The organism is Micromonospora craterilacus, from assembly GCF_003236315.1.
Taxonomy (GTDB): Bacteria; Actinomycetota; Actinomycetes; order Mycobacteriales; family Micromonosporaceae; genus Micromonospora; species Micromonospora craterilacus.
Genome location: NZ_POTY01000132.1, coordinates 1 through 19,305 on the forward strand (window position 1 = coordinate 1; position 19,305 = coordinate 19,305).

General features: G+C 67.6%; 16 protein-coding genes and 2 pseudogenes. 7 read left to right on the plus strand and 11 right to left on the minus strand.

Annotated features, from left to right (window positions below; genetic code table 11):
- From C1I95_RS20115 to C1I95_RS20130, 3 genes and pseudogenes are all read left to right on the plus strand, one after another.
- Nucleotides 1-294: pseudogene (locus tag C1I95_RS20115) on the plus strand (asparaginase); the annotation flags it as partial.
- The gene (locus C1I95_RS20120; RefSeq protein WP_111215380.1) at nucleotides 287-745 is read left to right on the plus strand and encodes a PPC domain-containing DNA-binding protein; all 459 of its coding nucleotides are present in this window, start codon (nucleotides 287-289) and stop codon (nucleotides 743-745) included. The pseudogene C1I95_RS20115 and the gene C1I95_RS20120, both read left to right, overlap by 8 nt.
- 31 nt (nucleotides 746-776) lie before the next feature.
- A complete protein-coding gene (locus tag C1I95_RS20130; protein ID WP_146605771.1) occupies nucleotides 777-2,153 on the plus strand; it encodes an NsdA family TPR-like regulatory protein in 1,377 nt (458 codons plus the stop codon).
- On the opposite strand, the gene C1I95_RS20135 is transcribed toward C1I95_RS20130, so the two are convergent.
- The 8 genes from C1I95_RS20135 to C1I95_RS20175 are packed head-to-tail and all read right to left on the minus strand — an operon-like array spanning nucleotide 2,150 to nucleotide 10,922.
- Complete coding sequence (locus C1I95_RS20135; RefSeq protein WP_111215386.1) at nucleotides 2,150-3,019, minus strand: phosphotransferase enzyme family protein; 870 nt, start codon at nucleotides 3,017-3,019, stop codon at nucleotides 2,150-2,152. The genes C1I95_RS20130 and C1I95_RS20135 overlap by 4 nt on opposite strands.
- Nucleotides 3,020-3,066: 47 nt before the next feature.
- Nucleotides 3,067-4,263, minus strand: a complete 1,197-nt coding sequence (locus tag C1I95_RS20140; RefSeq protein WP_111215388.1) for a methionine adenosyltransferase — start codon at nucleotides 4,261-4,263, stop codon at nucleotides 3,067-3,069.
- Nucleotides 4,260-5,387, minus strand: coding sequence for an iron-containing alcohol dehydrogenase (locus C1I95_RS20145; RefSeq protein ID WP_111215390.1), 1,128 nt, complete (start codon nucleotides 5,385-5,387; stop codon nucleotides 4,260-4,262). The genes C1I95_RS20140 and C1I95_RS20145 overlap by 4 nt, the downstream gene beginning before the upstream one ends.
- On the minus strand, nucleotides 5,380-6,168 hold the full coding sequence (cofE, locus tag C1I95_RS20150; protein ID WP_233513771.1) for a coenzyme F420-0:L-glutamate ligase: 789 nt from the start codon (nucleotides 6,166-6,168) through the stop codon (nucleotides 5,380-5,382). The genes C1I95_RS20145 and cofE overlap by 8 nt, the downstream gene beginning before the upstream one ends.
- A gap of 11 nt (nucleotides 6,169-6,179) precedes the next feature.
- A complete protein-coding gene (locus C1I95_RS34840; protein WP_146605772.1) occupies nucleotides 6,180-7,283 on the minus strand; it encodes a glycosyltransferase family protein in 1,104 nt (367 codons plus the stop codon).
- Entirely contained in the window at nucleotides 7,280-8,755 is a 1,476-nt protein-coding gene (locus tag C1I95_RS20165; RefSeq protein WP_111215398.1) for a B12-binding domain-containing radical SAM protein, read from the minus strand. Before C1I95_RS20165 ends, C1I95_RS34840 begins: the two co-directional genes overlap by 4 nt.
- The gene (locus C1I95_RS20170) at nucleotides 8,752-9,732 is read right to left on the minus strand and encodes a phosphoenolpyruvate carboxykinase (ATP) (RefSeq protein ID WP_111215400.1); all 981 of its coding nucleotides are present in this window, start codon (nucleotides 9,730-9,732) and stop codon (nucleotides 8,752-8,754) included. Before C1I95_RS20170 ends, C1I95_RS20165 begins: the two co-directional genes overlap by 4 nt.
- Before the next feature lie 14 nt (nucleotides 9,733-9,746).
- Entirely contained in the window at nucleotides 9,747-10,922 is a 1,176-nt protein-coding gene (locus tag C1I95_RS20175) for a glycosyltransferase family protein (protein ID WP_146605773.1), read from the minus strand.
- Nucleotides 10,923-11,232: 310 nt separating this feature from the next.
- Between C1I95_RS20175 and C1I95_RS20180 the strand changes: the two are divergent.
- Nucleotides 11,233-11,672, plus strand: a pseudogene (locus C1I95_RS20180) (SitI3 family protein).
- 121 nt (nucleotides 11,673-11,793) lie between these two features.
- On the opposite strand, the gene C1I95_RS20185 reads toward C1I95_RS20180, so the two are convergent.
- The 3 genes from C1I95_RS20185 to C1I95_RS20195 are packed head-to-tail and all read right to left on the minus strand — an operon-like array spanning nucleotide 11,794 to nucleotide 14,101.
- Entirely contained in the window at nucleotides 11,794-12,882 is a 1,089-nt protein-coding gene (locus C1I95_RS20185) for a helix-turn-helix domain-containing protein (RefSeq protein WP_199523824.1), read from the minus strand.
- A 20-nt stretch (nucleotides 12,883-12,902) separates the two neighbouring features.
- A complete protein-coding gene (locus C1I95_RS20190; RefSeq protein WP_111215407.1) occupies nucleotides 12,903-13,601 on the minus strand; it encodes a hypothetical protein in 699 nt (232 codons plus the stop codon).
- A 41-nt stretch (nucleotides 13,602-13,642) separates the two neighbouring features.
- Nucleotides 13,643-14,101, minus strand: coding sequence for a hypothetical protein (locus tag C1I95_RS20195; protein WP_111215409.1), 459 nt, complete (start codon nucleotides 14,099-14,101; stop codon nucleotides 13,643-13,645).
- A gap of 2,838 nt (nucleotides 14,102-16,939) precedes the next feature.
- Between C1I95_RS20195 and C1I95_RS20205 the strand changes: the two genes are divergently transcribed.
- The 3 genes from C1I95_RS20205 to C1I95_RS36925 form a co-directional block, all read left to right on the plus strand.
- Entirely contained in the window at nucleotides 16,940-17,848 is a 909-nt protein-coding gene (locus tag C1I95_RS20205; protein ID WP_111215413.1) for a replication-relaxation family protein, read from the plus strand.
- A 130-nt stretch (nucleotides 17,849-17,978) separates the two neighbouring features.
- On the plus strand, nucleotides 17,979-18,308 hold the full coding sequence (locus C1I95_RS20210) for a helix-turn-helix domain-containing protein (protein WP_146605774.1): 330 nt from the start codon (nucleotides 17,979-17,981) through the stop codon (nucleotides 18,306-18,308).
- Nucleotides 18,309-18,454: 146 nt separating this feature from the next.
- Nucleotides 18,455-19,305, plus strand: an 851-nt coding sequence (locus C1I95_RS36925; RefSeq protein ID WP_146605775.1) for a replication-relaxation family protein, incomplete at its 3' end; no start/stop codon positions are given.

A 19,305-nucleotide genomic window follows, 5' to 3' on the forward strand; every position in this document is an offset into this window, starting at 1 on the left:
CGGATCCCCGTCGTCCTCGCCTCCCGCACCCCGGCCGGCCCGACGCTCACCCGCACCTACGGCTTCCCCGGCTCCGAACGCGACCTCCTTACCCGCGGGCTCATCCCCGCCGGCTGGCTGCACCCCTACAAAGCCCGCATCCTGCTCCGCGCGCTCCTCACCGCCCCGGTCAAGCCACAGGACATCGCCCCCGCGTTCGCCGTTGCAGGCAACCTCGATGGGCCTGCCTCCTGGCCCTGGCCCACACCAACCCCGACCGGCAACCCAACGGAGGCCGCAACCGCACATGCGTAGCCACGAGCTAACCCCAGGACGAATGATCGGCGTGGTCTTCGACCACGGCGACGACTTCTTCCCCGCCCTCACCGACGCCTGCCGCGCCCACGACATCAAGCAGGGCTACATCCCGATGTTCATCGCCGGTCTCTCCACCGCCAAGATCGTCGGCACCTGCCAACGCCTCGACAACCCCGACGCCCCCGTCTGGACACACGTCGACCTCACCAATGTCGAAGCACTCGGTGGCGGCACCATCGCCTGGGACGACACCAACCAGAAGATCCTCCCCCACATCCACATCACCGCCGGACTCAAGGAACACAGCGCCACCGCCCACACCAGCCACCTACTGGACGCCACCGTCCAATTCCTCACCGAAATGCTCATCATCGAGATCAACTCGCCGGGCATGCGCCGGCGCCCGAACACGAGCCTCTACGACGTGCCACAACTCGTCTTCGGCTAACGATCTCGGCCCCGGCTATGGGAGGAGGCAGATGCCACGTCACCCTGAAACCGTCGTCACCCCCAACACGCTGCTCACCGAGGCCCGCTGTCAGCGGAACTCGCCGCTACGGGCAGGGCAGTCCATGTCCCGAGCCGAGCTCGCCGATGCCGTCAACGTCGCCCTCCACCAGCTCTATCCACGCCGGGATCTCACCGCGCACTACGTCGACCACCGCTGGGTCGGCAAGTTGGAACGCGGTGAACACCGCTGGCCCAGTCGCGAGCGGCGAGTTGCTCTGCGGCACGTCCTCGGCGCTGGTACCGATGCCGATCTCGGCCTTTACAGCCCGCGACGCACCGACGGCCGCTCGACCTCTGATCGCCGGCAAGTGACAGCCGCGTGGTTCGGCAAGCTACCAAGCGACCTTGTTCAGCTTCCGGGACCGTGGACGTCCGGATCCGGCTTGCACACGCCGACCAGGATCGAATGGCCTCACGTGAAGGCGCTTCAACGCAGCATCGCCCTGTTCGAAGAGTGGGATCATCAACATGGTGGCGGCCTCGCCCGGGCGGCGATGGCCGGACAACTCGAATGGGCCTGTCGCGTCGCCCGTCAGGCGTCGGCCACCGGGACGGTCCACCGAGCCTGGCTGTCAACGGCAGCGCGACTAGCTGACCTTGCCGGCTGGGCGTGCTTCGATTCAGGCGATGAACCCAGGATCACGCAGCGGTACCTCGTCATGGCGATCCAATTGGCCGGCGAAGCCGACGACGTGCAGCAACGGGCACACACCGCTACCACCTTGGCCAGGCACCTCACCTATCTCGGGCAGGTCCCGGACGCACTCGACGTGATTGGCCTTGTCCACGCGGATTGGCGTGAGATTCCTCCGCTCGGACGTACGGCGGTTCGCATCGTGGAGGCTCGCGCCTACGCGAAAGGCCATGATGGGCCATCGTGCATCCGCGCGGTCGGTCTATGCGACGACGAGTTTTCGGCCGGCGGAGGCGCTGAAGCAGAAGATCCGGTATGGGGCTACTACGCCGACGAGGGTCAGATTCTCGGTGATGCCGGCCACGCTCTGTTCGACATCGCCATGACCAGCGATGCCCGCGAACAGGTGGACGCCACTATCAATCGATTGCAGTCGGCATACTCCTGCCATCCGTTGGAAGCCGCCAGATCACGGGCTCTCACCATGATCCGGATCGCCTGCCTCCAGGTCCGCGGCGGTGATCTCGCCAGCGGGCTGAACTCGATACAGGCAGGCTTGGCAGACGCTCGGGGTGTCCACTCCAACAGGCTCCGCGACGACCTTCGCGTCCTTGATTCCATCCTCGCAAGCACCGATCCGGAGCCAGGCGGGGCCGGTGAGCTGGCCGCAGCTCGGGCAACCGTAGCCGAGACTGCCCGCTCGCAGGTCTAGTAGCCGGTCCAGCCGGCAGGAGCGGTCCCGTCTCGCAACGTGTCAATGCGATGTCTCAGCTGATGCTGTCGTGATGGCTCATTGCCTGCCGACTGCGCCAGCCACAGCGTCATCCGCAGCATGCGGATCGTCCGCAGCACCCGCCACGACGGGCTGCTGCGGACGTCAAATCCATACGTCTGAGCGAAGTCGACGTACTCCTTCGCGGAGAACCATCCGCACTCGTAGTAGAGGGCCGTGAGGGTCAGGTCCCACTCCGGCGGTCCGACACACACCGTCTCCAGATCCACGAACGCCTCCCGGCCATCGGTTGCCACCAGGAGGTTCTCCATGTGCGCGTCGCCGTGCAGCACGGCGTCGCCAAGTGTGAACTCCGCCGTGACCCACCGAGTGGACAGGTCGTCGCGGAGCCGGCGAAGGAAGACGCGGTCGCTGACGTCGAGACCAGCGCCCGTCTCAAGCCGCTCTTCGAACTTGTCAAACGGCGACAAACAGGGCAGAAAACCTGTCGGGACGGGAACCCTGTGCAGCTGGCGCAAGCGCTCGGCGAGCGTGACCAAGTCGGCCGACCGACTCCCGGGAAGGTACTCCCACAGCGACACCACGTACTGCCCGACGATGATTGGCGTCGGCCGTACAGGGTGAACGACAGGCACCTGCCGCGCCGCCAGCCAGGCGGCGACCTTCAATTCGCGACCGGGGTCGCTGTCCCTGGCCGCCCTCGGGACGACCCGCGCCAGCACATTGGCGCTCGGCAGCAGAACCACGCCGTTCTCGCCGACTCGCACCACGGTGGCGTCCTGAGCTGGAACGCCCACTCCGGTGGCCGCCGACTTCACCGCGCCAATCGCCTCGTCCGCACGCACCCCATCATCCTCCCCTCAGCACGGCTGAACGGCCCGTGCAGCGGCGTTCAGCGAGGGACGATGCGGCCGTCATCGATAGCGAGCGAGATGTGGTCAGCCTCTTCCACGACGCGTTGGCTGATCTTCTTTGCCAGCAGCTGATCACCAGGGCCGTGAAGCGCAACGGCGATGTGCGTTGGTGCACGCAGGTTGGCGCTGTGCTCGGCGACTATAGTCACCGTCGCTGGGGCCCGGGCCTCCTCGTATATAGATCGGGCGATCTGCTCGGCGAATATCGTGTAGACCTTTCCGGCGTGGTAGGTGGGGTTCTTGCCGTAGGGTGCTTCGACGCTCTTGGGCCGGTGGATTGGTACGAGTCCGCACGCTAGATTGCCGCGGCCGACGAAGCCTTCTTCGCCGAATTCGAGGCAGGTGCCGCTGCCGAGCAGGTACTGCTGTTTTCCTCGGTACGGGTTATCCCCTGAGGTGTTGAGACGTAGTCGCACCTCAAGTGATTTGGCGGATTCGGCGGCGACGGCGTGGAGTTGTGGCTGCAGGGCGCGGAGCACGTCGTGGTAGGCGTCGACGGTGGTGACGGCCCGCGACTGCACCGGGATGCCCATGGTGATGTCGAGGCGATGCCCCTGCCGGCGCGCCAGGACCTTGATGTCTTGGCCGAGGTCGGCGTGGCGGGGGCCTTTGCCTTCCTGGTTCAGGTGGCGTTCAAGAGCGAGGACGATTCGCTCTGTGGGCGTGTGGGGCCACCAAGCTGTGACGGCGACGGTGTCGCTTGCGGTTGGACGCCGGACCTCCGGGAGGTCCTCGATGGATGCCGGATGAAACCACGTCGGATAGCGGGAACGGTCGGTGGTCATGTGCTCGATCCGTAGCCAGGTGCTGGCGTCGAAATGGGGTAGCACGTCTGCGAGGTACTCGTGGGCGGTCTGTTCGAAGAGACCTCGGTGGTCGATGGGCTGGCCGGCGAAGCTCGTGGAGACGCGACCTCCGATGAGCAGGAGTGTCGGCTCGGTCGTTTCGTGGTAGCCGAGACCAGTCCGGGCGTGACCACCTCGCAGGTACACTTTATCCAGATTGTGGTGAAGAATCGCACCAAAGGTGTCTCGACAGTAGCGCGAGTAGGCGACCGACATACGTTCGGCAAGGGCGTCGGCGAGAGTGTCCGGATGTCCGATCCCCTTCCGTTCGACCACCTCATAGAGGCCTTCAGCGGAGCTCGGGCTTGAGTAGATGTCGATCAAGGTCATGGGAGCTCCCCGGTTCGGACCTGTGGGTGGAGGCCTCCGAGCGCGGCTGCGGCGACTGCTTCAGGTACTGCGGTGACCGGAAGTCCGGACTCTGGGCTGACATACGCGTGGCCGATGCGGTCGATGAGCACCAGCGGTATTCCGCGTACGGGTCGCACGATGCGCGCCTTGGGGTCGTTCGTCATCAGCCGCAACAGGTGCTCGCTGGGAATGGTCCGGAGGTCTACCGGCGACAGCCCGATATGTCGGATCAGTTCGTCGTGTTGCTGGCGCTCGGCGCGGGTGATCAGGCCGAGACGTTCGGCAGTTCCGGCGGCGGCGCGCATGCCCGTGGCCACGGCACGTCCGTGGCTGATCGTGCCGTCGGTCAAGGTTTCGATCGCTCTGGCGAACGTGTGCCCGTAATGCAGGGCGACGGCGGGACCTCGTTCGGTGGGATCGTCGGCGATGGTGTGGAGTTTGAGCTCGACGGCCACGCCGAGCAGTTCGGCGAGTTCATCTAGGTCGGCGACCGGGCCGTTGAGCGCGGTTAGCCGGGCGGCCAGTTGTGTGGCTCTGGTACCGCCTGCCACGAATGCGGCTTTGACGGCTTCGACTGCGCCCTCCGCCCATTGGTGCGCGGGCAGCGATGCGAGGAGCGTTGGGTCGGCAAGGATCGCAGACGGCAAGTGGTGGACTCCGAGCGTGCTCTTCGCCGATCGGGTGTTGAGGGTGTGCCGGGCGGAGATTGCAGCATCGACAATGCTCGTGACCGTGGTGGGGACGTGTATCAGTGGGACGCCAAAGCCGAGCAGATGTGCGAGCGTACCGGCAAGGTTTCCGGTCGTGCCGCCACCGACCGCGACGACTGCATCGGACTCTGCACCGAGTTCGGCAAGCGTGGCGACTTGTGCCAGCAGCTTGTGTCGCTCGCTCGCCACGGCTGTGGTTACCGTGGCCTGCCGCCGATGCAGCAGGTCGTCGATTCGGCGGCCAAGGTGGGGATGAACTAGTTCGTCGATCACTATCAGTGGTCGGGTGGCGGCTGCTCGGTCGAGGGCAGTGGGCAGAGTGTCGACGGCTCCCGGCCACAGGCTTAGGTCAACGTGATGCTCGCCGAGCCTGAGTCTGCGTGGATCACGCATCGGCGCGCAGGTCGTAGTCGGTGTCGGGCATGGTGGTTGGGGCGAGGAGTTTGGTGAGGCTGGAGTGTTCGTCGCAGGTGTAGGGCAGACCTCGGCCGATGATGACGGGCCGGCCGGCGGCGGTTTGGCCCATAAGGATGGAGGCGGCTGCGGCGATCTCGTCGACCCGGTTCATGACGGGCTTGCTCGCGTTGTCGAACAGGTCCTTGTCATCGTCGGGTTCTTCCAGGTGGCGGATCCCGGCGATGCCGATGGCGGCTCCGATGGCACCCTCGCGGAAAGGGCTGCCGAAAGAGTCGGAAACGATCACGGCGACCGTGGCGCCGGTCCGTTCCCGGATGCCGTCACGGATCGTGCGGGCTGACTGGTCAGGCTCTTCGGGAAGCAGAACGGCCCAGCCGTCGGCGCGGGGACCGATATTGGACATGTCCACCCCGGCACCGGTCCCGTGCAGGCCGCGCCGGTCGACGGTGACGACGTGACGGCCGTTGACGTCGATGATGGCGGCCGATTCGTCGAGGTACAACTGGCAAAGTCTTGGGTCACGTCCGGTGCGCTCGCCGAGGCGGAGCGCACGTTGCGTCGGTACGACGTCCGCCAGGTTGACAACGCGTCCTTCCGCTTTGGACACGATCTTCTGTGCCACGACGATGACGTCACCGCTCGCCAGGGTGAACCGGTCAGCCTCTGCGGCGCCGGCGATGACCGCCGCCAAATCGGCACCGCGTTGGATGAGCCCGATGCCGGGTAGTGCGCGGAAGGTCATATCCCAGGTCGTCATGATGGTCATCCTCAAAGTTGCGGGTGCAGCAGGGTCTGTGGATCACGGGACGTAGCGACTACGCCGGCAAGGAAGCGCGCCGCCGCGTCGTTGCCGCGCAGGCCGGCAGGCGGGCGGCTGCCAGTTTCGCGATGTACGACTGCCCACTGCAGCGCCTGCTCGATGGCGCGAGCATCATCCCAATCCGAGACGGATCGGATGTGTGGTGCCTGGACTTGTGTGGCGTTGCTGAGTTGCTCGCTTCCACGGTGCGGATCGGCCGCGATGGGTAGCAGAACTGTGGTGATGCCGCTGTACTGAGCTTCGGCGGTGGCATTGCGCCCAGCACGTGCCACAACGATGTCATGGGCCGGATAGAGGTCGGTTAGCTCCACCGGCCGATGGATCATCGTAAGCCATTCGAATGCGCGGGGAGGCAGGGTCGCATCGGCACCGAGCACCACGGTCACTGCTCCGATTGCGCCGGTGCCGACAAGCGCCTCAAGAAGCTCCAGTACCTTGGCGAACGCGGCGTCTGTGGCCAAGCGGAAGTCGGGATGCGCTCCGAGCGAACCGCCTCCGGTGCTGACGAGAACCCGGGCTGAGCCCGTTCGGGTGGCACCCGGGTGAACGATGTCCTTCACGATCGCGGGCACGCGTAGGCATGGCACGCCTGGTACAACGCCATCGAGCAGCTCGGGCGCGTAGCAAGCGACGTCGGAGATGATGACGCCGTCGGTGTGGGCCAGCAGTAGTCGGTTGACGCGGCGAAAGGTGTTGCTCGGGCCGAGTAGGTCGTGTGGATTTGCCAGGTAGACCGTCGTCGTGTCGAGATGCGCGAGGGCTACCGGCAGGAAGAACTCCCCGTCGACAAGGACAAGTTCGGGATCAAGCTCTTCTACCATTTCCTGTATGCGGATTGCCTGGGGGGCGACCGAGTCTATGAACAGGCCTTCGGGAGGTCCGAGGTCGATCACGCGCTCGCCACGGGCACGGAGATAGGCGGCGCCTGCCGCGTACGAGGCGAAGGTCGCCTGAACGTGTAGGTCGGCGCCGAGTGTCTTGGTCAAGGCCAGTGCGGGGACGACCCGGCCGAGACCAGGTGCGCCCCGGCATACGCAGAGGACGCGCTTCATGCTGCCACCGTCGTCCGGGCCATGGTCGCAACGTTCTTGGTCAGTTGAACGAACTGGGCCGCCTCGCTGCTGGCGGAGACACCGATCTTCTCCTTGAGCACGCCGAGGACAAGGCGCTGGGAGTGGCTCAGCGCGGCGTCGTCCGTGTTCCACAGCCGAACGAGATCATCTACGTGGCCGCCGACCGACATCCAGCACAGCAGTGCGTAGTCGGACAGGTTCCAGCAGCCGAGCCTCGAGTCCTGAACCTGCTGGCGGAATGCGGCGGAGAGTGCGCGCATCTGTGGCTGGGTCAACGTTGCGGTGCGGAAGTACTCGTGATCGGAGTCGTAGAAGTTGATGTGCTGACGAAGCGGCCATCCTTGGTCGAGAATCTGGATGCCGAACTTGTGGGGTCGGCGTTCGAAAGTGGAGCCGGGTGTCAGGAAGAAGGGGCCCCCGCCGATTGAGTCGAACCGGGCCCGACGTAGCCCGGCGAGCGTCTGCGCGACGGTGTCCGAGGTCTCGCCTGGTAGCCCGACGATAAAGTTCCCGTGTACGAAGATTCCGTGGTCGTGGAGGAGATCGACTGCGCGAGCTACCTCTTCGGGGCGCTTGGTGTGGTGTTTGCCCACCCGTACGCCGTCGGCGAGACTCTCGATCCCGAGGAACAACGCGCGGCAGCCGGCCGCTGCGAGGAGTTTGGCAAGTTCCGGCGTGATGTCGTGCGGGTAGGCGTAGGCACTCCATTGCACCGGAAGATCGGCGTCGATCATGGCGGTCAACAGTCGGGTGAGGTCCGGGCCGAGACTGCTCATGCTTGAGTCGACGAAACGCACCCAGACGGGGTCGTGCCGCGCGGCGAGTGTGCGCAGCGTGGCGATAGTGCGGTCGACAGGGTCGAGGGCGATGCCGCGGCGCAGGACCGGATCCGTGCAGAACGGACAGCGCTGGCGGCAGCCCCTGGAGAACTCCACCGGATAGACGGCGAAGTATCGGCCGTCAGGCCAGATCGAGTAGTCGGGCGCGAGCACGTCCATGCGGGCCGTGCCGTCCGATGTTGAGATCAGGCGCGACTGCGGACGGTTGCCTGTGCGGAGCGCCTCGGCGATGGCCCCCACCGCGTCCGGAAGACAGTCACCAACGCCTACAAGGTCGAAAACGTCGGTCACCTCGAAGACCGACTCCCTGAGGAGAGTCGCATGCGGGCCACCGACAGCCAGCAGCGTGCGCGGCTGCGCCCCTCTGATGTGCTGCGCGGCCTTGACACCTTGGGCGAAGTCGTCAATGTAGAGGCTGAAAAGGGCAGCGCCGGTCGGCGCGCCGAGATGGTCGTCAAGGTCATCGAAGGTGAGATCGACCAATGCCGCGTTCAGTCCGTGCTGCTGGACGTGAGTGGCCACCATCGTGATGCCGAGGTTGCGGTAGAACGCACCCAGCCCCCGTGAGGGCTGAGGACGCACAATCAGTACGGTCCCTGCGCTTTTCTTCATGTATTGCTCCTCCCCGTCGTTGCGGTCACTGGCATAGCGACCCCGCTGTGTTGCACGAGGTTGGCGAAGTGTTTGGCAACGGCGTCGGGCCGCCCGGCGACATAGCGGGATCGCGCCATCAGCCGCTCCAAGGTGAGGGTGCGGGCGTCATGTGCGGCGGGGTCGTCGAAACTCGCGAGATAAGGACCGAAGCGGTGGCCAGGATCGACCAGCCACGGCGTGCTGGCGGCACGGATGTAGCGCAGTGCATTCTCGTAGAGGTTGAGTCGGTGCACGAGAGTGTCGCCCTGATCGTCGATCAACGACCGGTACTCGGCATTCAGGTGAACGAACGCCACAGCTCGGATGTCGCTTCGCCCTTCATTGGTCGATATGCCAAGCCGGTCGGGAGAGACATCGACTTTCGTCCGCCACGAGTCGTCGACGCGGGCCGGGAAGAGCGTCGTCAACTCTGGCATGGACCGGACAATCGAGGCGTGCCGCAGGCGTACGTTTTTGGTTCCGGCCAGTGTCTGCAGCCGGTCGGGGCCACCGACCACCACAAGGTCGTTCCCGATGAGACGGAATCCGTACGCGCGGCACAGCCGGAGCGCCGTTGTCGTCTTGCCCGCTCCGGCCGAACCCAGCAACAGCACGGCCTGCCCGTCACGCTCCACCGCAGCCGCGTGTAGCGTCACGTAACTGTGCCGGTTGAGTTCGGCCTCGAGAACGAGATATGCGATATAGAGCAGTGAGGCGGCGGACAGAACTCCGGGCGGCGCCGTCAGCCTCAGTAGGCGGTCGTCACCGGCGTACCGAGCCGAAGCTGTCTGGCCAACGCTATGCACCACGCACGGCCGCCTGCCGTCGCTCGCGGCTGCCGACTCCGCGCGGCTCAGTGAGTACATCGGATCTACACCAGCGGCCCGCAACCCATCGCACACCTCGTCGAGCCGCAACTGTGTCAAGATGCGGATCCGCGCCGGCCCGAGGTCCATCCACCACCCAGGTGTCATGATCGAGCCTCGGCCCAGTAGCCTGCCGTGAACGCCTGCGGCGGGGGTGAAGCTGCGTCGAGTTCGAGACGACGTGCGGACAGGGCTGATGCCACCGCGTCTGCCTGAAAATCGAGAAGTGTGTCGATCTCCGCGACACTGAGGTGCTCGATTTCCAACCAGTAGGTCAGGACACGGCTCAGATACAACGCGACCAGATGATCACGCGCCTCGACCGCGTGGCCACGCGTCAGGGCGGCGACCGCGTCCGCGAGGATCTCCGGCCACAGCTCAACTCCGAGGTGGTATCCCCACGGCGCCGGGGCTGCTTCGGTGAGCGATGGATAGAGCCTGCAGATCGCCGACTGGTGCGACTCCAGGTAGCGCACGGCTATAGCCGTGGTGGCGGCGATTAGTCCCGGATCCGGACGGACCGCCTTGGGGTCCACCGCAGATCGCTTGTAAGACGCTGGAAACTGTGTGGCCGTCTGGGCTGCTCCGCGGGCAAAAACATGGAAGAGGGTGTCGAGGACCTGCTGGGAGCCGAACAAGATTTTAGGGAAGCCGGGGTTGTGCAGCTTCTGTCCAAGCGGCACCTGCCTGACCTCCATCCCGTCATGAAGGGCGTTAGCGATGAGGTGAATATCGATCCCGTACAGATGGGCGCTCTGCGGCACCGGCCACGACATCGCGCGTACCAGGAAGGGCTGATTGAAGGCGAAGTCGCCGGCTATCGGCTGCTGGACCTGCGCGCCATACACGGCCGTGAGCAGCGGTCCGACGAGATGATTCGTTGTGTTGCCCTCGTAGCGGTTACGCCGATACACCGGTGCGGCAATCGTTGGCTCCGGATGTTCGACGGCGGCAAGCAGCCGAGTGATCCAATCGGGCTGCCCGGTGCGTACGTCCGCGTCCAACAGGATGACGCGCTCCGCGCCGACCTCTGCCGCCGTCCGCATGATCGCCAACACGTTCGTGCCTTTGCCGCCCTTCGGCGCGGCGCGGATGACCCGGTGACGCATCGATCCAACAGCGTCGATGAACCGTCGGCTGGTGTCGTCCGCGGTGCTGTTATCCGCGTTGACGAGGAGGGCGTCGTCGGCCAAGCCACACTGGCGCAGCCCTTCCACGGCGACGCTGACGACTCCAGAAATGGTCGGTGCCTCGTCTCGGCTCGGAATGCCGATCACCACCTGAGTCGCCTTCGCTGGAGCTTCCGAGCTGAGCGACAACCTCATCCCCTGCACGGCACGCGGCATCCGGTCCTCCGAATCTCGAGACGGCGGGTACGGCCAGTACCTCCACCCGCCGCGTGACTGGTTGCACTCTTTACGCTCACCGAACGTCGAGCCTTCGGGAATACCGACCTACGGTCCGACTTCAGCGACCGGCTGCGGCCCAGGAGATCAACTCGATCGCCTTCGGCAGTGATCGACGTCGGCGAAACGTACTGGCCTGCATGGCGGGTTCGCGGGTGAGTCGACTGGGCGGCGAACCCGGCACATGCTGCTGGCCTTCACCACACCTCGCGGCTGGGATGAGGTGGCTGAGCTCGCTGTCGCTGAGGCCACCGAGAAGTCGGCACCCCCCGGTCACCCGCGGCTGCTCAGCGCCGACCTCTATGAGCAGTGCGGGTACGCAGTCAGCATCACCGCGGGGAGCTACGGCTACGACGACGCCGAGGACGACGACGGCTCCCGCTGGGAGTGGGAACAGACACCTACGTCAACATCGGCTTCCGCATGCGCGCCGACGACATGGGCGACAAGGGGATCCCGAGCATGCTCGCCACCGTGGCTCGGGTGCTGGCGAGCCGCACCGAGGACGCCGCACTGGTGCAGGACGGCAACTGGCTGCTGTTGACACGCGTCGGTGGAATTCTGCGTAGGCACAACGTGGCCCTGTGGTACGAGGAGGCGTTCGACAACATTCCCGGCGAGTGATGCCCCAGGGTCAGCGCAGACCGTCTGCCCCTACCGCCAAGCCGCGGTATCGGGGAACCTGCGGGCACCCCACGGTGCTCACTGTCCGCGTTGCTGGCCGTCGGGTGGACGAGACTCGAGCTCACGCCAGAGTGAGGTGTAGTTCGGGTTGGTGTTCGGTGGCGGCGTTGATCACGGTGTGGACGAGTGTTGGGGGTAGGCCGGCTGTCGCGGCCAGGCTGTCGGTGGTGGTGTGTTGGCGGTCGAGGAGTTCGGTGGCTTTGCCGAGCAGGGAGGGTTGTTCGCGGGGGCCGAGGTCGCCGGGTTCGGGGTAGCCCCACTGGGCGAGCAGGCTCATGCCGCGCCGGTAGGTGTGGTCGCGGTAGATGCCGAGGTCGTGGCCCCGGTAGACGAGGGCTTTGAGGCTGATGCCCCAGCGGCGTTTGAGTTCGTGGAGTCGTTCGAAGTCGAGGCGGGGTGGCAGTTCGTCGGCCAGGAGCGTGCTGGGGGCGAGGAACTCGGAGGCGAACGCGGTGGCCTCGCGTTCCAGGATCTGGCTGCCGGGCTCGGCGTCGTGGTGCAGGAGCAGGTGTCCGAGTTCGTGTGCGGCGTCCATCCGCGAGCGGGCCTTGTCGTTCTTGGCGGGGTTGAGGAAGACGAAGGGCCGTTGGCCGTACCAGTGGGAGAAGGCGTCGACCCGTTCGGAGACCTCGGGTAGGGCGAGCACGATCACCCCGTGCGCCTCCAGGAGCCGCACCACGTGTGGCACCGGGTCGGCGGCGAGGCCGAACGCCTCCCGCGCCGCGACTGCGGCGGCGCGTACGTCCTCGGGTCGGGTCGGGTCGGGCAGGTCGAGGTGCGGCAACCGCAGCGCGGGCAGCCGCAGCCGGCGGCCGATCACCTCGACCACCCGCCAGGCGACCTCCCCGAACGCCTCCGCCTGGTCCCGCTCGGCCTGGCTGGTCGCCCGGAGGCTACGGAAGTGCGCGTGGCCCGGGGTCGCGGGCATCGGGAAGCCGGAGGCGAAGAACTCGACCGGCATCGACAGCGCCAACGCCAGCCGGGCCAGCACCGACGCCGAGGGGCGGGCCTGTCCCAGCTCGTACTGGCTGACCGCCGCCGCCGTGACGCCGACCTGCCGGGCCAGTTCGTTCTTGCGCATCCGCCGCCACCGCCGGGCCAGACCGAGCGCGTGCGGCTCGAACGCCGCCACCGCGGCGGCAGCGGGCACCGACGGCCTCGCCGCGCCGGTCACGCCCATCGACCAACAGGCCCACCAGCGGTACGCCCACCGGCCTGGGAGGGCCGCAGAGACTCGATCGACAGCTCAGGGATCACCAGTTCGTCGTGCCGCTGCCCCGGCACCGCCGAGTCGCCGACGGCCGGCAGCGGTGTACCGACGGTGGCGGCGTCGCCGAACCAGAGCATCACCTCGAACCACGGCGAGCCGCCGTCGCGGTTGTCGCGGGGCAGCCCGAGGTACGCGGTGGCCTCGCCGGTCGTGATGTCCCCGGTGTGCGCGACCCGGACATGGCGCTTCGGCGGCACGACACCGGAGAAGACGCCGGGGAACTGTTCCTCGTCGTCGAACGCCAACTGCCGGTCGCGGCTGTTCTCCACCGCCCCACCGAGCCGGGCCTCGCTGCCCTCCCAGCGGATCGACTCGATCCCACCCTGCAGGGAGTACAGCCGCACCACATAGCCGGCGCAGAGGATCCCCAGCGAGTTGTCCTCCACCCGGACCCGCACACCGTCGACCCCGTCGAAGGTGGCCTTGCCCAGGTTGGTCAGGTTGCGCCACACGGTCGTGCCGAAACTCATCGCGTCGTCACCGAGTTCGGGCTCGTGCCGGTCGGCGGCACGCCGGTACACCTGCCGGACCAACCCGCCCAGCGGCTTCAGCACGCCTCGCTCGTCCAGCACCGCCACCGCGTCGCCCAGCAACCCCATGCCGGAAAACCTAGCCCATCCCCCTGATGATGTTGCCGAAATCAAGCGGCCGACACGCCACCCACCCGAGCCGGATCCGCCAACGCGAACGCGGTCGACGGCACACGGCCGATCACCGCCGTCGCCGAGCGCCCTCTCGCCCGCCTCGGGTTGATCGCGGCCTGGATGGCGGTGTGCCAGTCGGCGAACCGCTGGCGTGGCGGGCGGCCGCCCAGCCCGCCGGCGACCGGCACCCTCCCGCGGGCCGGCGCCGACGCCGCGAACGTTCCGGATGCCACCGGTACGCGACGGCGGCTGAGTTGCTGGGCGCGGTCAGCGGCGCGTACCGGCGGGCACGGGTAGTGCTGCCCGGCGCAGAGCAGGCTCACACAGCAGGTCGGGCGCCCCGGCTGGGGCTGGTGGGCGGCGATGACCCTCGCGGCCGTACGCCACAACAGCACGTCCGTGACGTCCTCCGGGAGGTCACGATGCGGATCGTGGGTGCTGTTCACGGCGGGCATGGTCGGCCTCCTCGCGTCGACGGCTGAGCGTGGCCGCCGCCGAGGACCGCACCGATGAGGCTGCGGCCAGGCCCGACGCCGACCGGGACCATCGACGCTCACCTCTCGCAAGAGATCAAGTCGTCCGGAACAGCCGGCCCGGTGCCGTCGCACTCTCCAATCGAGGTTTGTCAGACCTGGCGAACACTTCCCGATCTGACACCGCTCTGACAGGCACCCTCCGCGACGCCACGACCGCCTTTCCGCTCGAGCCCTGCAGGGCGGTCCTGTAGCACACCACTCTCCCAGAAAGTCGATCTACCTGTTCGATGATCGGCTATCAATTTGCCGGCTGACCTGCCCTGTCATATCGCATGGCGCTCTGTGTTGCCATCCCGTCGGTATCACGTCGGCTTCTGACAGACGCTCACCGTGATCTGACAGGCGCTGGGGACCGCCTCACATTCGCCGACGCCCCCGCCGGACGCCACCTCGGGCTGTGACAGATGCGCACCGCATCTGTCAGAGGTTGTCCAAGGCCGTTGGTTTTGGCACAGGGACCGCTGACACCGCGATGTCACGGGCGCGGCGCCGAGGCGTCTCGGCGCCGGTGAAGCGTCCGTCCGACGTCACCGTCGGCGCGGGCCACCGGTCGGTACCGGCCAGGCGTGCTGCCGTGCGGGACTGTCGTCGCGGCTGCTCTTGGCCGGGCGCGTCCTTCCCGTGGCGGCTTCGCGGACGGGCCACCCTGAGGCCGGCCGGCGCTGGCGCACCGCCGGCGATGCGTGTCATCGGTCAACATGATTGGCGTAGCCACCGGCCACGCCGGGCCTGCGACAGGTGACCAGCGCCGGCCTGGCCACCTGCCGTCGCGGTAAATGGCCGACACCGTCGAGTTGGCCACAGCCACGGTGGCCACAACACAGGCCCAGGATGGCCACGGCCGCCGCGGCGGCCACCACGATGACATCGCCACTGTGGCCGTGGACATGGCCAGCACCAGCCCGGCCACCGCGGCCACGACACGCGGCCAGCATCGTCGCCTTGGCCATGGCCAAGGCGCGGCCATGGCACAGGCCAACACGCGACCCGGTCGCCCTCACAGCGGTCGCACCATCGATTCCTCTCGCTGACGCGCGCATGTGCACGGCCATGACGACGGCCCCACACGCCGGGGGCCAGGGCCGAGGCCGCCAACGGGCGGCCGTCGGCGGGCTGGCCAAGCGATGCGTCGTGGCCATGTCAGCGGCCACGGCCGTGAGGTGGCCAAAGGCCCCATGGGTCCACATCGAAGGCGCCGTTGACATCGGCGCGTGCGAGGTGTCCCTGGCGTCGGTTGCGTTGGTGATGGCCATGGACAACACCAGTGACGCGAGGATGGCGGGCCGCGTGTCCGGCGCGGCCAGAACCGCGCGCCATGGCCAGGAGGCCATGGCAACGGGTCTCCACAGGCTCAGGCGCCCCCAGCCGCATGTCGACGTGAACATGTACGCGTCAACCGCATCGGTCCCGGCGCCTGCACTGCCGCTGCTTGCGGCTGCCGCGTGCCCTCCACCGCTCACGCACCCTGTCCGCCACCACCTCGTCGCTGGAGGTGTCTGCGTGGACTCTGAACTTGCGGGTGATGGAGCGTAGGGACGGATTGATCTTCGCTTCCTGGCGGATCGCGTCTAGGAGCTCGCGGGCACCTTTCTGGCCGCGTCTTTGACCAGGTTGGCGATGCTGCGCGGCTGGCGCGGAGGGCCGTCGGGCTCGGGCTCATGCGGTGCGGGGGCGTCAGGTCTCGGGCGTATGCGGTGGGGTCGGGCCTCGGTTTGAAATCGTCGGCGTCGACGACGCCGACAGCGGCGACGGAACCTCCGGCAACGCTCACAGATCTGACAAACGAGCGTCGGCGCTGACATAAACCACCTGACAGCACCCACCCACAGTTAGCTGGATCACCTCAACTGAGAAACCTCCCAGTCGGATCACCTCGACTGAGAAAAGAGCAGGTCAACTGAGTAAGGACAGGGTGAAAAGGACCGTCTTGTCAGATCACCGGACCGGCTGTCAGATCGGTGTCAGATCGGGGAGTGTTCGCCACGTCTGACAAACGCCGATTGGTAGATGCGGGGGTTGTGAAGGACCGGACACCGCGGCCCGGGACTGTCGGCGGAGCCAGCGCGGAATAGCCCGGAGGTTCTCGGCCGGCGGCTCGCCTGAGGCGGCCGGCGCCGGGTCAACCGGGCCGCACGCACAGGACGCGACGCGGACCTGCGGCAGGTTCCCACACGGCCACGGTGGAGACAGCGGTCTTCGGCGGGCGGCCTGTGAGCCTCTGTGAGTCCAGGAAGTGTTCGCCTGGGCTCACAAACGACGGTTTGGATACGAGGAAGGGCCAAGGCCTTCGCCGGAGGCGTTGACCTCTGCCTCCGGCGAGAGGCCGGGGCCCTGAGGTCCGTTCTGGACGGGGCCCGTGCCTGTCGCGGCAGGTGAAAGTCCCCATGCGACGGCTGGACCGGAGGTCGGCGGTCCAGCCCGGTCGTCCGCAGCGTCAGCGGTGGTGGCGGACCACGCCGGTCAACCTCCGAGATGTCCGAGCGATGCCACGACCCCGCCTTCTCCGGCGAGGCCCGGTGGCGTAGGCCAGACCGCGTCTGTCGCTACGCCGGGTCGTGGTTGCCGGACCCCGGTGTCGCGGTCCGTGTCCGGGGCAGTTCCTGCCCACGTTTCCGGGTCGCTCTTGAACCTGACCCCGAACCGGACGCCGGCCGCGCCCGTCCTGGCGGCACACCGCCCTGGTGACAGAACCCGCTCCAGCTCAGAGAGACCGTCCGGTCTCTCCCCCACCCGCATCCACAACGGAAGAGAGAAACAGTGTCTGACCAGCTTCTACGTGTGCAATCCATGCTGACCCTCCGCGATCGTGTACTCCTCGGCTGGCTGGCCGACCACGGCGTACTGACCACTCCTCAGATCGCCCACGGGCTGTTCCCGTCGCTGGACTTCGCCCAACGGCGGCTGCGCCGGCTACGGGCCGTGCAGGTCGTCGGCTGGTTCCGCCCGTTCAAGGCCGACGGCGGCAGCAACCCGTACCACTACGTCCTCGACCAGCTCGGCGCCGAGGTCATCGCCGCGCAGCGGGACCAGCCGCCGCCGCGTCCCAGCCAGACGAAGACCCGACGACGCCGGTGGACTGTCGCCCGCGTGCTGGAACACCGGCTCGGGGTCAACCAGTTCTTCACCGACCTCGCCGGCCACGCCCGCGCCCGTGACGGACACGACCTGCAACGGTGGTGGTCGGAATCGCGGTGCCACGAGCCCGGCGCCTTCGCCGGCCCCGACGCCCAGGTCGAACTGCAGGCCTATCCCCCGCCGGTCCGCCCCGACGGGCACGGCGTGTGGCGGGCCGGCGACCTTCGGGTGCCGTTCTTCCTCGAGTACGACACCGGCACCGAGCCGCTGACCGAACTCGTCCGCAAGGTCGCCGGCTACCACCGGCTGGCCGAGTACGGCGGCCCACCGTGGCCGGTGCTGTTCTGGCTGCACTCCGCCCACCGCGCCCGCCACCTCCACCAGCGCCTGGCCGAGGAGAACCTGCGCATACCGGTGGCCACGGCGAGCCGCGACCACGCCAAGCAGGCGGCGCTGAGCCCCGCGGGGCCGCTGTGGCGGCTCCACGGCCACCACAGTCCCGTCCCCCTGGCCGACCTCGCCGTCGCGCTGCCATACCTGGCCGACTCGGCGCACGGCCCCGACAGCGTCGGCGACCGAGCGGCCACCTGACACCCACCCCGCAAAGGGGCTGGGCCCAACCCACCGCGACAGCAGCTGGCGGCTGTAGCCCGAACCCGGAGGGAGACCTGCCACGCCACACGACCAGAGCACCCACCCCGTCAACCACCTGGAGCTACCCGTGACCACCCACCGACGAACCCGCACCCGTCACCCCTCTGACACCGGCGGCGGCCCGGTGTGGCACCCCGAGATGGTCCGCGACCTCGGCGCCAGCACCGACCTGGCAACCGCCGCCCAAATCTTCAAGATCTCCCTGTCCACCGCCTACCGACTGGTCAAACGCGACGAGTTCCCCGTGCCGGTCGTCCGCGCCGGCATCCACTACCGGGTACCCGTCGCACCGATCCTCACCATCCTCGGCCTCTCCCCGATGCCCGCGAATACGGACGCCGGCACGGCCGTTCCGTTCCCGGCGGGCACCCGCCCGTCCGGCGCGGACACCGACTGACAGTCCCAGCCCGTCAACCCGCCTCCGCCGCCCGCGCACTCGCCGGGGGCGGAGGCGTTCTACGCCCGCCGACCGGCACGGCGCCGTTCGGCGGGCTCCATCCATCCGCCGCCCGAGTTGGCGGCACGTCACAGGAGGTACCGGTCGTGAAGACCCCATATCACCCTCAGTTCACTGTCCCGTCCACCACACCGATCCCAGAGGAGTTGCTCATCGCCGAACTCGCTCGCCTCTACCCCCGTGACCGGTGGGCCGTCAACATGCTCGCCGAACACCGGACCCTGACCACGGTCCAGCTCACCGCCCTCGGCTTCGCCACCACCGCGGCGACGGCCGCCAGGCGGCTCCTGGTCCTCGCCCGCCGCGGCTGGATCGACCGTTTTCCCACCGGATTCATCCTCAACTCCCTTGAGAGCTGGTGGTGCCTCGGCCCGCTCGGCGCCAGGATCACGCGTCGGCCCGGAGCCGGCCGCGTCACACCGGCGCGGGTGTACCGGGCCCGCGACCGGCTGTGGGTCCACCCGAGCCTGACCAGCCTGATCGACACCAACCAGTTCTTCGTCGACCTCGCCACCCGGGCCCGCAGCCAGCCGGGCACCGACCTGCGTACCTGGTGGTCACCACGCACCTGCGGCCTCGTCACCACACCCCAACGCCACGCCACCTGGCACGGCGAGTACATCCACAACGGCAACCGGCACGGCTTCTGGTTCGAACCCGACCCTGAAGGCATCCGAACCGCCACCGTCGCCGACCGGGTCCACCGCTACCCGCCCCTGGCGGACCGCACCGGCCTGGCGACCCTGCTGTTCCACGCCGCCGACCCCGAGCGAGAGGAGGACCTACGCCGGCACCTCGACCGCCGCAACCTGCGGCAGCTCACCGTGGTCACCAGCAACCCCGAACAGGGCCACCCGGCCGACCCGGTGTGGCAGCCGATCGGCGAACACCACCGGCTCGCCCTGACCGAACTCCCCACCACCCCACACCTGTGGCC

Excerpts from the sequence above, each read along its gene's own strand:
- C1I95_RS20145 (WP_111215390.1), bottom strand. The coding sequence starts at position 5,387 with ATGCGTGATCCACGCAGACTCAGGCTCGGCGAGCATCACGTTGACCTA.
- C1I95_RS20140 (WP_111215388.1), bottom strand. The coding sequence starts at position 4,263 with ATGACCTTGATCGACATCTACTCAAGCCCGAGCTCCGCTGAAGGCCTC.
- C1I95_RS20190 (WP_111215407.1), bottom strand. The coding sequence starts at position 13,601 with ATGGGGTTGCTGGGCGACGCGGTGGCGGTGCTGGACGAGCGAGGCGTG.
- C1I95_RS20165 (WP_111215398.1), bottom strand. The coding sequence starts at position 8,755 with ATGAAGAAAAGCGCAGGGACCGTACTGATTGTGCGTCCTCAGCCCTCA.
- cofE (WP_233513771.1), bottom strand. The coding sequence starts at position 6,168 with ATGACGACCTGGGATATGACCTTCCGCGCACTACCCGGCATCGGGCTC.
- C1I95_RS20195 (WP_111215409.1), bottom strand. The coding sequence starts at position 14,101 with ATGCCCGCCGTGAACAGCACCCACGATCCGCATCGTGACCTCCCGGAG.
- C1I95_RS34840 (WP_146605772.1), bottom strand. The coding sequence starts at position 7,283 with ATGAAGCGCGTCCTCTGCGTATGCCGGGGCGCACCTGGTCTCGGCCGG.
- C1I95_RS20120 (WP_111215380.1), top strand. The coding sequence starts at position 287 with ATGCGTAGCCACGAGCTAACCCCAGGACGAATGATCGGCGTGGTCTTC.
- C1I95_RS20170 (WP_111215400.1), bottom strand. The coding sequence starts at position 9,732 with ATGGACCTCGGGCCGGCGCGGATCCGCATCTTGACACAGTTGCGGCTC.
- C1I95_RS20130 (WP_146605771.1), top strand. The coding sequence starts at position 777 with ATGCCACGTCACCCTGAAACCGTCGTCACCCCCAACACGCTGCTCACC.